The organism is uncultured Methanobrevibacter sp. (assembly GCF_946184425.1).
Taxonomy (GTDB): domain Archaea; phylum Methanobacteriota; class Methanobacteria; order Methanobacteriales; family Methanobacteriaceae; genus Methanocatella.
In genome coordinates this window covers 1-12,739 of record NZ_CAMHFP010000057.1, presented here as the reverse complement: position 1 = coordinate 12,739, position 12,739 = coordinate 1, and the positions used below count along the sequence as shown (strand labels likewise).

Genomic DNA, 12,739 nt, shown 5'->3' with positions numbered 1-12,739 from the left:
CAGTAACATCTGCCAGGATCAAACAGAATTGAATCACATAACAGACATAATAAAGCATAAAAAGTATATTATGAAGTACGCTAAAAATTAGACGAGTGTAATACACTAAATTTGATATAAAAGTTTCTATAATCAAATTTCACCACATCTACAAAACTTACATCATACTCGAAAAACTCAAGTACTCACAAAGCACATTCATATAATAATTAATAAATTTAATTAATACAATAAACATGATAAATTATAGCTACATGCGGAAAAGCAACCATCATAGTAAAGATTGTATTAAACAATAATACTTAGGTCATCGCCATAAAACACATAGCACATCTAATAGGGACAGAAATTATACTAACAAATTTAATTAAAAAATATTGCAATTAATAGAATTTTTCATAAAAATAGGACATTATTAAATAAAAATAGAAATTAACAAGTATTATCTTTTATTTTTACTAAATAAATGAAATATATAATAATTGATGAAACTTTTTTCAAAAATTTTATTACACCAACTTCAAACAAAAAGTTATTACGAAAAATAAATTATTTAATACTAATATTGATATTATAAGTATCCACTCTCACAAAAAATAGATAATATATAAAACTTTCTATCTAATTCAAATAAAAATTACTTTATATACTAGAAAACTAAAATAATATCGGTGATAAAATATGAAGTTCGGTATAGAATTCGTACCACAAATACCATTAAATGAATTAGTAAGTTTAGTAAAATTAGCAGAAGACGTCGGTTTTGAATACGCATGGATCACTGATCACTACAACAACAAAAACGTATACGAAACCTTAGCATTAATTGCAGCTGAAACTGAAACCATTAAAATGGGTCCTGGTGTAACCAACCCATACGTAAGAAGCCCTGCAATTTCCGCTTCCGCTATCGCAACCATTGACGAAATTTCAGAAGGAAGAGCAACCTTCGGTATTGGTCCTGGTGACAAAGCAACTTTCGATGCTTTAGGAATCGCTTGGGAAAAACCAGTATCCACAATTAAAGCAGCAATCGCTGACATTAACACTTTATTATCCGGTGGAAAAACCGAAGCTGGTGCAGCATTAGGTGGAGCAAAAGCTGTTCAAGAACACATCCCTATTTACATGGGTGCTCAAGGACCTAAAATGTTAGAAACCGCTGGAGAAATCGCAGATGGTGTATTAATTAACGCTTCCAACCCTAAAGATTACGAAGCTGCTATGCCTATGATTAAAAAAGGTATCGAAGCAGCTGGTGGAGACAAAGCATTTGATGTAGGTGCATACACTGCAACTTCCATTGGTGCTGACTCCGAAGCAGCTAAAAACGCAGCAAAAATCGTAGTTGCTTTCATTGCAGCAGGTTCCCCTGCTCCAGTTATTGAAAGACACGGATTACCTGAAGGATTCAACGAACAAATGGGTGCATTCTTAGCTAAAGGTGACTTCGGTGGAGCTATTGGTGCTGTAACCGAAGAAGCACTCGACGCATTTTCCGTATGTGGTACTCCTGATGAGTTCATCCCTAAAATTGAAGGCTTAGCTGAAATGGGTGTAACTCAATACGTAGCAGGATCCCCTGTTGGTAAAAACGTAGAAGAATCCATCAAATTATTAGGAGATGTAATCGCAAGTTTCTAAACTTGCTTTCTCTTTTTTCTTTTTTTTATTTTTCAAAATATTTATACACAACTTAATAACTACTTTTTTTATATCCAAATTTTTAATTATAAAAAAATCATAATTATATAATATTACACTTATTATTTGCAGGTATTATAATGGAAATTGAAAAATTATGTAAAGATATAAGGCAAAGAGCTTTCGAGCGAAAAGATCCAAAAACTCCAGAACAAGTTGGAGCAAGTTGGTACAATGATGATTTAACATACAATGGAGTATCAAAAACACTGTTTGTAATATTGCCCACACCGGGTTGCGCCTGGGCACTTGGAGACAGTGGAGGATGTACTATGTGCAGCTACGTATCCGATTGCACACTGGAACCAATTGACAGCGAAACTATTTTAAGAATTTTTAATGAACATCTCCAAAGGCATCCAATATCAGAAGAAGATAAGATTTCTGTGAAATTATTTGCATCAGGTAGTTTCCTAAATCCGTATGAACTTCCAAAAGATGCGCGTGACCAAATATTACAGACTTTAGTTGAGCTTGGCAATGTTACTGAAATAATAGTTGAATCAAGACCAGAATATGTAAAAGAAGATGTCCTTGATGAAATTTTTGAAATTATTGGAGACACATTATTTGAAGTAAGTATAGGTCTTGAAACATCAAACGATTATACAAGACTTAAAAAAATTAACAAGGGATTTACAAAACAAGATTTTGAAGATGCTGTCAAATTAATGCAAAAATTATCTAAAGAAAAAGGATATAATTTAAAATCCAAAGCATACATCTTTGTCAAACCAATTTTAATTTCTGAAGCACAAGCAATTGAAGAAGCAATTGAAACTGCAAGATACTGTAACTCTATCGGAGTTAATAGAGTTTCATTCTGTCCGGCAACAATTCATGGTGGAACCGTGATAGAAAGATTATGGAGACAGGGAGCATATCAGCCACCTTGGATCTGGTCATGTATCGAAATAATTAATACCGTTCGTGAAGAATTAGAAATTCCCGCACTTTTGGACACTTCAGGTTTCGGTTCAAGACGTGGCCCATATAACTGCAAAAAATGTAATAAAGATTTGAAGCATATGATAATAGCCAACAATCTAACACAAAGCAAAATTGAATATGATTGCGAATGCAAAAAAGAATGGTTGGCTGAAATTGAAAATAGTGATATGAACTCATCAACCGTTGAGATAAAACATATCCCATTATATTAATATATTATTAAAATTATTATATAACTAATAGGAGGAAAATATGAAATCTAAATTTATTAGTTTACTAGCTATACTTTTAGGATTGATAATTATTATATTTCCAGTAATGGGCTTTATCGGAGTCAATTCATTAATTAGCTTATCCGTATTATTAGTATCCATTTATCTGCTTATCATTGGAACAAGCATAATAGATTACAACAGAAGTGGTGCAATATTGAATTTGATACTGGGAATAATATTGCTGTTACTGGCCATATGTCTGATATTTAATCCAACATTAATTGGATTTTTAGTAGGAATAACCGTTTATCTTTCTGGAATAATGCTTATAATTGTAGGTATTGTCTCTTTAGTCAATAACCGCACTTCAAGATACGGATTTTATATCGGAATAGCTGGCGTAGTTCTTGGATTATTATACATAATTATTGGAACCTATGTTTCAGACCCTATCGTTTTAGGTTCACTGATTGGAATATGGTTAATAATTAGTGGTGTTTTAAAATTGATGGACGGTTAAAAACTGTCCAATTTATTTCTTTTTTTGGTGTTTAATTTGATTGGAATTAGTGCAGATTTTGACCCTGTGCACAAGGGTCATGAAAAATTAATCAAGGAAGCTCGTAAAATTGCAGACAGAGAAAACAAGAAAGTAGTTGTTTATCTCAATAAGGGGTTTAGTGCAAATCATGCCCCTTTTTTTGTGAATTTTGAAGCTAGAAAAGAAATGGCATTGGCTTTGGGTGTTGATGAAGTCAAATCATTTGAAGGACTTCACCACCGATTAATACTATCTTATAGCGTACCCATCAGGCTTAAGCAAATGATTGATGATGGAGTGACAGATTACATTACCTCCGCAAGCATTACATTGGATGAAATTGAATCAAAAGCCCAAAAATTCATTGATGAAGGTAATTTCGTTGGAATGCCTAAACATTATAAAAACAGAAATGAAATTAGATGGTATGCCTTGAATGAGTTTCTTGGATCTAAATTAAAGTTTCATGTAGTTAAAGAACTGAACAAAACCCAATATTCCGGCAGACTAATCCGACAATCAATCATTGACAATGCTATGCAAATCCCATCAAAAGTTTATAAATTAATTCCAAAGACAACAGCAGAAATCTTAGAAAGAGAAATTGCATTAGGCAATGTACCTGGCGAGAGAAACTGGGAAGAGATTTATAAGAGAATGAATACATATTCAAGAGGAAATCTTGAAAAGATAGCTTACCTCAATGGGAAAACAATTAATGAAATTATAAAAAGAAGAGTTTACAGAGACCCAGAATCTATTTGGGCGGTGTTTAGAAGGTCGGATTATGGTCCTGTAATGACCCGATTGGCAATCAGTTCCATTGAAATGAATGTCAGCAAAAAAGAAGTGATGGACCTGATGAAAAGTTATGAGGAAAAAGGTGTGATTCCCGAAAATCAAAAAGTGCAAAAAGTGATTGACAGAGCATGGTATGTTGCAAGCAAAGGTGATGAGGGAGTATCCGCACGTGAAGCTAATGATGAATTCAGAAGCGAGAATATTAATGTCAATTCACCACTAACCCTTGAGGCAGGACTTAATTTAACTAAATTCGAAACCAAAATTACTAAAGAGGGCATTGCAACTGATTTGTATGTCGATAAAAAAGGTAAAATTTCAGTCCAATTTAAAAGTGAAGGGAAAAAAATAAAGACAAATTTAAGACTACCTGCACGTGAAGTCACATATTTGAGATATATTATGGATTCCCATTTTATTCCGGTTAATGGGATAATAAAACAAGCAAAAAAAGGATTTAAAGTCAAAGTTACAATCGGTTGAATTTTTCCAATGCAGCTTTGACCATGACCAAATCCTGACCGCTGAATGAATTAATTATTTCAGTTAATTCTTCGCGTTTTCTTTTTGAATTATTTAAAGTATTTTTGATTCTGGACATTGATTTAACTTTGAAGTCCTGGCCTTCGGTTAATGATATTACGTCAAAAAATTCATCTTCCAAATTATGATTTTTGGCTATTTCATAACTTTCAATTAAAATGGCCGTGAGTGTTTTTGTATAGCTGCTTCTAAGCAATTTCAAAATTGCAACATCACCAATCTTATCGCTTATAACTTTAACATTCAAATAATCATTCAAAAATAGCAGTTTATCAGCATCGTTACCTGAAATATACATAGTAGGATTATCTGAATCGATTTTTCCAATAATCGCACCATCCACAAGATTAGAAACATGTTTTTCAATTTCAAAGGTAGTTTCTGGCGAAATATTGTTTAAATCTAAATAAATACCATTAGAGCATTTTCCATATTTTTCAGCCACTTCAAGAGATGCAAAAGGAGAATTTGCAGAAATTAAAATATCTGAGATATCGGCAACATCCTTGAATGTGGGCAATGTCTCAACATTCAATCTGTTAATAGCTTCAATAGTATATTGTGACCTGTTTTCTTTCGAGGTTATGAATTTGATGTTATTGGATTGAATCAATTTTACAAGATTTTGTGAAACTTTACCAAATCCAATTAAACCTATAATCATATGATCACTTTATTTTTTAAAAAGAAGCATATCTCTTAAATTAACACCTATATCACGGGCAATTGTATTGCATTTTGCACATAATAAAAAGTAAATATCCTTACAGGACAAATCAATTTCAGTCAATCCCTCATAATTTCCCATTCCCTTAGAAATTATGAATTCATGATTATTGAATATTTCCCTAAATTCATCTGAAATTTCACTGTCAACATAACCAACAGTTCCACAACCTATTTCAACAATCTCACCAAACTCATCAAGCCCCGCTTCAATAGCCTCTTTCATGCACGCATCATTTAAAATAGGCTCTGATTTAACTGCAATTGTGATATCTACATCATATTCTTTAATTTTTGCCATCAATAACTTATCAAAAACAATTTCACCAGTGTTATCTACCAAATACAATACCTTTTCATGTTTTTTAAGAGAGTTTTCGAATTCTTCTATATCCTTAACCGCCAATTCATTATCTAAAGAGTCACTGATTATTGCATCAATATCATCATCCAATGTGAAAGCACCAAAATCCAAAATGTTTCCGATAATAGCTATTTTTACATAATTTTCCAAACTGTCATTTTCATCCAATATTTTTTTAACAACAGGCAGGTATTTCAAAGCTATTTCATTGCCTCCTATTTTTTCTTTATAATATGGATCTTCACAACCAGTTTTAGATTTTATAATATTATGCATTATAGAACCTGTTTTATTGGAATTAGTGTCCTTTGTAAAGTTATCAGCTAAAAAATCAAAAATATCATTCATGATTTCCATTTTCAGTAAATCATCATCACATGATAAATCCATTGCTTCGCGAGCCTGTCTTAAAAAACATGGCCCACATTCATAACTAATCTTCAAAATTAACCCCCATAAATAATTTGAACTAACTGAATATCATCATCATCTTTTATAACTGTATCCTCAATGACCAATTCACCGTTCTGTTTGGATACAATGGTCTGAGCGGATAATCCTAATTCTTTCAATAAATCCGCTATAGTATAATTTTCATTAGGTAATTGTCTTTCCTCATCAATATTCTTATATTTTAATGTAAATGACATTTAATCACAACCCAACTCTTCTAAAAATGAACATGCTTTGCATAACCTATTTGCTGAAGGTTCACCACATTTTTCACATCTTCCATGTGCGAAATCTTTTTTGAATTCATCTTTTAGTATTCCTTTAATCTTGTCGTATCCTCTCAAAGTCGAATATTTGATTGTAGGATGATTTTCAGCAAGTTGGTTGATAACTTCCGAAACTTCGCCTCTAAATGATTGCATCGCATAAGGACAACTGTCAAAATGAACCTCCAAATCCTTGGCAACCACATATAAACCAATTTCACGCTCAGGAATTTCACGAAGAGGTTTGATTTTAACCGTGAATTCCTTTGCTTTAGATTCAGTTTTTGCACCAAGCTTAGTTAGGTTATCAGTGTTTCCTTCAAGATAATTCATCATTATTGCCTGCACCTCATCATCAAGATTATGTCCTGTGGCAATTTTAGTAGCGCCCATTTCACGAGCTGCCTTATTGATAATTGTTCTTCTAAATACTCCGCAATAAGTACATGACCCCTTGTGATTTTCCATCTGCATTATCTCATCAAGAGTGATGCCATATTCATCTTTAAGGGAAACTACCTTATGTTCTATTCCAAGCCTTTCTGCATGCCTTATAGCAATATCAACACCATCTTGGCGATAATTATCAATTCCTTCATCGACTGTCACGGCACAAATATCTATGACATTCATTTCACGAAAGCTGTTTAAAATTTCCAATGTAGTTACACTGTCTTTTCCACCTGAAAGAGCCACCAAAACCTTATCTCCCTTATCTAAAAGTTTTTCTTTTCTAACAGTTCTGATAACTTTTTTTTCAATTGATTCAATAAAACAGTCCTTGCATAATAGCTGACCGGACTGTTTCCGTTTAATAATGACTTTAGGATTACCACATTTACTACATTTCATTTTTATTACCTACATCTGCTCTACAAAATGAGCCAATTGGTTCAATGTGTTCACTTCAAATACCTGCGCACCAACTTCCTCATATAATGATACACAACTGTCCACAACATCCCATTTATTTCTGTCTTCAGGATTTAAGATAACAACCTTTTTGGAATCTCTTACAATCTCCTCTAGAACATCCACACTTACAGGTTTTCCATTGACTTTTGGTCCTGCCCAATCCCTGCAATCAGACAGTATGATTACATAAGACTTATTGTTGATATTTGCCATTTCCTGAAATTTTGTAAATGAAGAATACATATCTGAAGTTCCATGAACCATCATATTTTTAACTCTCAAATCTTTGACCTTTACAAAAGAATCAATAAGATATTCCTCTTTTAAAGCCTTAGTAGTTTCTATAACTTTATTGTCAAACTCAAATGTCCTAGATCTTTTAAAGGCAGATTGTGCAGAAAACATCAGCATAAAAAACCAACTGCTTATCCACTCACATGATCCACTTATGTCATTTAAAAACAAATGCTCATTTTTGTGAGGTCTTGGCTTTGCCTTGACAAGTTCGAATGGAACTCCACCATATTTAAGATTTGCCCGGATAGTCCTTCTAATATCTATTTTATTAGAATGAGTTTGAATTTTCCTTCTTGAGCGTTTATTTGCAATTCTTTTACCTAACCGCTGACAAATTTCAAGCATGCGCGGATCGAATCTATTAAGCTTTGTCAGATCTTTATTCATTAGCTCACCATCCCGTTCAAGCTGCTTAACTTCATCTAAAAGAGGCTGACCAGACAGCATTCTCAATTTTTCATTTTCCATTCTTTCCTTGTTGAGTTTCCTGTAGGCATCATTGGATTTTTTGATATGATACTTATTGGATTTTGGACCTGCACCAGTATATGCAGTTCCACGCCTTTCTTTTTGGGGAGTTTCCAGTTTTATCTCCTTTTTGAAAATTTCTTCAAATACCTTATTGAATTTAGGAATATCATATTTATCCTTAACATAGACTGCCATCAAAGCCCTTTTTAAAAGCTGCCTATCGGTTTCACCAAAGTTCATATAAATTTGAGTAGCCGCTTGAGTGCTTCGTATACTTACAGGCAAACCCTGATCCCTAAGTTGACCCGATAGTTTTGCGATTTTATTTATCATTTTATCTTTTGTTTAAAATATCTTTAACAACTCTTTTTTTATCGCTTTCATTTTTAATAACAACACCTATACTATCCTTTAAAGACTTATCCATATCTTTTGTTCCGAGGTTGGAAACAGATTTTACCCAATCAACTGTTCCCCTTACAGATGGTTTTTTCATTAAATTAAGATTACGGATACTGTGAACCAATTTTACTACAGTGGATACCGTTTCATCATCAACATCAGGTATTTTGGATTTTACAATTTCTATTTCCCTTTCAACAGTAGGATATGGAATATATAAAAATAGACATCTGTCCTTAGTCTCATCAAGTAAAGACCTTTGAGAATTTGATGTTAATATGACAATCAAATCATTTTCCAATTGAAATGTTCCCAAATCGTTGATGGTTATTTCCTGTTCACCCAATGCCTGAAGAAGAAAACTTTCCACTTCTTCATCAGCCTTATCAATCTCGTCAATTAACAATACTGAATCTTTAGCATTTAGAAACGCATTAAGTAATGGCCGTCTTATGAAAAATTCCTCATCAAAAATTTTATCTTCACCATTGGAATCATTTTTAGCCGCTTCCAAATGCAGCAATTGCTTTTGATAATTCCATTCGCCCACAATCTGTTCAAATGTAATTCCCTCATAACATTGTATCCTAAAGAAATCCCTATCAAATGTTTTTGCTATTACTTTTGCAAGCTCTGTTTTACCTACTCCAGGAGGCCCTTCAATAAGCATTGGTTTTCCAAGCAACAAAGACAGATACAAAGTTGTTGAGATTTCATCATTAGAAACATATTCTGCATCCAATAGACTTTTGCCAATATCTTTAATAGTAATATTATCAACTTGCACAGTGAAAACATCCTTGAATTTAATCATATTTAAGTTTAATTATATCATAATATAAACTTTATGTAATAATTTATAATATATGAAATATTAAATATTAAAATATATAATAAAATGGAGGTTCAATATGGAACGTGAAAATATTATCATTATTGCATTAGTTATCCTCATCATAATTGTTGGTGGTGTAGCGGCATATGTGAGCGGCATAGGTTTGAACTTAAATAAGAATGACCAATTAAATGTCACCACTCCAAGCAATACAACAAATGTGACAAAAAACATGACCGCAAATTCAACCACAACATCAACCACAGGCTCCTCTGATTCAAGTAATTCAGAACCAGCACGTGATACTGGAATGACAAACCCTAATACCGGTTCAAGTGATTCAGGAGAAGGATATGATGAATCCAGTGATGATGGAAATTATGTTTCCAGTGATTCTGCTGAATACACACCTCAAGCTGGCCAATCTGAAGACACATATGATCCAACAGATTTTGATTAAAATTATTTTTTAAATTCATCAGGATTTTTGAACAATTCAAAATCCTGAACATAATCTTTACCAGTAACCATCGCAATTTCTGCTTTTTTTAGTTCAGAACCAAGATATGCTGCATGCTCCATTCGGGTAACTAATTCTTTTGTAATAATTTCTTCATATATTTCTTTTGCAGTGCTTCCAGTAATTACCAGATCAGCTTCATTCTTTTTAAAATGAGTGGCGATAATGCGACTTTCGCTGACAGTTGTTCCATAGTCAACAGTTATTTTGAAACTGCCTGCCTTGTCACGAATGAATTTTAATGGTTTGGATTGTTTTATTTCAGGAATTTCATCAAGTTCATTTACTATGATATCATTCCTTTTATGCTTATCCTTAAAGACAACCATATTAATACCCAAATCCTTAGGAATTGATTTACGGTTTTTTGCAAGAAACATCATTTTGGAAGCAGTTGCAAGTTCATAAACACTGCCCCTGGTTTTTCCACTTTCTTCAGGTGTGAAAAGTATACTTACACCAAGTTCCATACCAATTCCCGCAAGCAAAACATTAACTCCACCAGAATCCGCATCCATCAATTCAGTGACGTTACCTACACCAAAAAACATTGGCGCCTTATTTGTTTTATGGAATTCGTGGCATGCAATAATAGATTCCACTATACTTGAACTGTTAACAGGATCCAAAATCAAATCAGCCACATATCTTAAACCTTCAGTATCCTTAATCAACTGATGCATTGATTCAACACGTTCTAAAGGAGTTTTAGGTGAAATTCCCTGTGAAAAGTTTGTAGGAAGCAATACTGCAGGAATATCTTTTTCCTTTAAAATTTCCTGAACTTCAGAGTTATTGCCTAAATCAAGACTCAGTACAAAATCGATTCCATTTTCTGCAGCAACCTTAATTTCATTAGGATTTAATGTATCTATGCTCAATGGTCTATCTCCAACGATTGGCCTTAATGTTTCAATCAGTTCCGGAATCTTATCCGAAAAGTCTTCACCGGCAGCCATCCCAATATCAATCATATCAGCACCGGAATCAACAAAATATTTGCATTTGTTAATTAATGCCTCTTTAGACAGAAACGGCGCATTTGCTATTTCAGAAAGCACCCTCATTGGAAAATCTTCACCGACAGGAAGGTTGCCTATCAAAATATTATTTGGCTTTTCAAGAAGTCTTTTAATATTTTCATCATCATTTTCAAATTCATCAATGAATTTGAATGCTTCTTGCCTTTTTTCTTCTTCGATTAATTTATCTGCAGGCTTGTCTTCTGAAAGGTCAATGCTTCCAATCAGATTTAAAACCATTGCCAAATCGGCACCGTCAGTGGATCCCTTAAATGTAGGAATTCCCAGTTCTTTTGTAATTTCCTTTGTTCCTTTTTTTATTAAACCCGGAACCAAAATCATATCAATATCATCCAATTGATTTGAAAAATTAGTTTTTACTTCTTTAATTATTTGCCTAGGAGTTAAAAATGCAGCAACTTGAGTATTATCTGCAATATGAACAATTATATCCTCTTTTGAATCTGAAACAACTTCTTTAATTAACGGATATGCTAACTCCCCAGTGATTATTAAAACTTTCATTATCCCCACATCACATTTTCTAATAATATTAGATATAATATAATATATTATATAAATCTTTGAAAAATGATTATCAACCAATAATAGCAATTGTTAAAAAAAAATATAATAAATATTATAAAACATGATAAAGAGATAACTGTATTTATTAAAAAAATAAACAAAAAAGTAATAATTTATTCAAATTTATTTAAACAAATTATTAAAAAAATAATACTTCTACATAAAATTTATATATTTTAGAATTTATAATGATTATACATGATAAATATATGGAGGAAAATTTAATGATTGAAATTCGTTTTCATGGTAGAGGTGGACAAGGTTCTGTAACTGCTGCTGAAATCTTGGCTAAAGCAGCATTTAAAGACGGAAAATATGTTCAGGCTTTCCCATTTTTTGGAGTTGAACGTAGAGGAGCTCCAGTTATGGCTTTCACCAGAATTGATGATGAGCCTATCGATTTGAGATATCAGATATATAATCCGGACTATGTATTAGTTTTAGATGACGGATTATTAAATGTTGTTGATGTGTTTTCAGGAATTAAAGACAATACTGAAGTTATTATCAATACCACTGAATTTAAAGGCAGTGGAGAACACAAGGTATATGATATTGATGCAACTGGAATTGCACTTGATATGTTAGGACGTAATATTGTAAATACAATCATCCTAGGATATTTTGCTAAAAAAACCAATGTAGTAAGTATTGAATCACTCGTAGAAGTGATTAGAGAAACCTTCCCTGGAAAAATTGGAGAATTAAATGCCGAAGCTACACAAAAAGCTTACGAAATGGGATAAAAAAGGTGAAATAATGGTAAATATAGGCTGTGTAATTACAACACCAGGAAGTAGTAAAAATAATAAAACTGGAAGCTGGAGAACTTTCAAACCTATTTTAGATAAGGAAAAATGTATTGACTGCGATAATTGTATTGTATTCTGTCCAGATTCCAGTGTGAACAAACAACATGATATTGATTACGATTACTGTAAAGGATGTGGAATTTGTGCATATGAATGCCCATCCGATGCAATCGAAATGGTAAAAGAATAAAGAGAGTGATTTAATGATAAGAGAAGTAATGACCGCAAACAAAGCAGTTGCAGAAGCTGCAAGATTGGCTAAGCCACAAGTTATTCCTGTTTATCCAATTACTCCACAAACTACAATTTCAGA

General features: G+C 32.7%; 14 protein-coding genes. 7 read left to right on the top strand and 7 right to left on the bottom strand.

Going from position 1 to position 12,739, the window contains the following annotated elements; all coding sequences use genetic code 11:
• Positions 1-681: 681 nt before the first annotated feature.
• The 4 genes from mer to Q0P94_RS09775 all read left to right on the top strand — a co-directional run bounded on the left by mer (position 682) and on the right by Q0P94_RS09775 (position 4,695).
• On the top strand, positions 682-1,644 hold the full coding sequence (gene mer, locus Q0P94_RS09790) for a 5,10-methylenetetrahydromethanopterin reductase (protein ID WP_295116111.1): 963 nt from the start codon (positions 682-684) through the stop codon (positions 1,642-1,644).
• Between the two features lie 140 nt (positions 1,645-1,784).
• The gene (locus Q0P94_RS09785; protein ID WP_295116109.1) at positions 1,785-2,867 is read left to right on the top strand and encodes an archaeosine biosynthesis radical SAM protein RaSEA; all 1,083 of its coding nucleotides are present in this window, start codon (positions 1,785-1,787) and stop codon (positions 2,865-2,867) included.
• A gap of 40 nt (positions 2,868-2,907) precedes the next feature.
• Positions 2,908-3,390, top strand: coding sequence for a DUF308 domain-containing protein (locus Q0P94_RS09780; RefSeq protein ID WP_295116107.1), 483 nt, complete (start codon positions 2,908-2,910; stop codon positions 3,388-3,390).
• 27 nt (positions 3,391-3,417) lie between these two features.
• Complete coding sequence (locus Q0P94_RS09775; RefSeq protein ID WP_295116105.1) at positions 3,418-4,695, top strand: adenylyltransferase/cytidyltransferase family protein; 1,278 nt, start codon at positions 3,418-3,420, stop codon at positions 4,693-4,695.
• On the opposite strand, the gene Q0P94_RS09770 is transcribed toward Q0P94_RS09775, so the two are convergent.
• From Q0P94_RS09770 to Q0P94_RS09745, 6 genes are read right to left on the bottom strand one after another with little or no spacing between them, the layout of a single operon-like run.
• Positions 4,682-5,419, bottom strand: coding sequence for an NAD(P)-dependent oxidoreductase (locus Q0P94_RS09770; RefSeq protein ID WP_295116103.1), 738 nt, complete (start codon positions 5,417-5,419; stop codon positions 4,682-4,684). The genes Q0P94_RS09775 and Q0P94_RS09770 overlap by 14 nt on opposite strands.
• Positions 5,420-5,428: 9 nt before the next feature.
• Positions 5,429-6,289 carry a DUF89 domain-containing protein gene (locus Q0P94_RS09765; RefSeq protein ID WP_295116101.1) on the bottom strand — a complete coding sequence of 287 codons (861 nt, stop codon included), beginning with the start codon at positions 6,287-6,289 and terminating at the stop codon, positions 5,429-5,431.
• A 2-nt stretch (positions 6,290-6,291) separates the two neighbouring features.
• Positions 6,292-6,495 (bottom strand): MoaD/ThiS family protein, encoded by a 204-nt coding sequence (locus Q0P94_RS09760; RefSeq protein ID WP_295116099.1) that lies wholly within the window; start codon positions 6,493-6,495, stop codon positions 6,292-6,294.
• Positions 6,496-7,416: a TIGR00269 family protein gene (locus Q0P94_RS09755; protein WP_295116097.1), complete on the bottom strand. Its 921-nt coding sequence runs from the start codon at positions 7,414-7,416 to the stop codon at positions 6,496-6,498. It abuts the gene before it with no gap.
• Positions 7,417-7,425: 9 nt separating this feature from the next.
• Positions 7,426-8,580 carry a VWA domain-containing protein gene (locus Q0P94_RS09750; RefSeq protein WP_295116095.1) on the bottom strand — a complete coding sequence of 385 codons (1,155 nt, stop codon included), beginning with the start codon at positions 8,578-8,580 and terminating at the stop codon, positions 7,426-7,428.
• Position 8,581: 1 nt separating this feature from the next.
• Complete coding sequence (locus tag Q0P94_RS09745) at positions 8,582-9,436, bottom strand: MoxR family ATPase (RefSeq protein ID WP_295116113.1); 855 nt, start codon at positions 9,434-9,436, stop codon at positions 8,582-8,584.
• Between the two features lie 124 nt (positions 9,437-9,560).
• On the opposite strand from Q0P94_RS09745, the gene Q0P94_RS09740 reads away from it, so the two are divergent.
• Positions 9,561-9,944 carry a hypothetical protein gene (locus Q0P94_RS09740; RefSeq protein WP_295116094.1) on the top strand — a complete coding sequence of 128 codons (384 nt, stop codon included), beginning with the start codon at positions 9,561-9,563 and terminating at the stop codon, positions 9,942-9,944.
• Positions 9,945-9,946: 2 nt separating this feature from the next.
• Here Q0P94_RS09740 and Q0P94_RS09735 read toward each other — a convergent pair whose 3' ends face one another.
• On the bottom strand, positions 9,947-11,551 hold the full coding sequence (locus Q0P94_RS09735) for a dihydropteroate synthase-like protein (protein ID WP_295116092.1): 1,605 nt from the start codon (positions 11,549-11,551) through the stop codon (positions 9,947-9,949).
• A gap of 287 nt (positions 11,552-11,838) precedes the next feature.
• On the opposite strand from Q0P94_RS09735, the gene porC reads away from it, so the two are divergent.
• Positions 11,839-12,360 (top strand): pyruvate synthase subunit PorC, encoded by a 522-nt coding sequence (gene porC / locus Q0P94_RS09730; RefSeq protein ID WP_295116090.1) that lies wholly within the window; start codon positions 11,839-11,841, stop codon positions 12,358-12,360.
• Between the two features lie 13 nt (positions 12,361-12,373).
• Positions 12,374-12,616 carry a pyruvate synthase subunit PorD gene (gene porD, locus Q0P94_RS09725; RefSeq protein ID WP_292609206.1) on the top strand — a complete coding sequence of 81 codons (243 nt, stop codon included), beginning with the start codon at positions 12,374-12,376 and terminating at the stop codon, positions 12,614-12,616.
• The last annotated feature ends 123 nt before the right edge of the window (positions 12,617-12,739 follow it).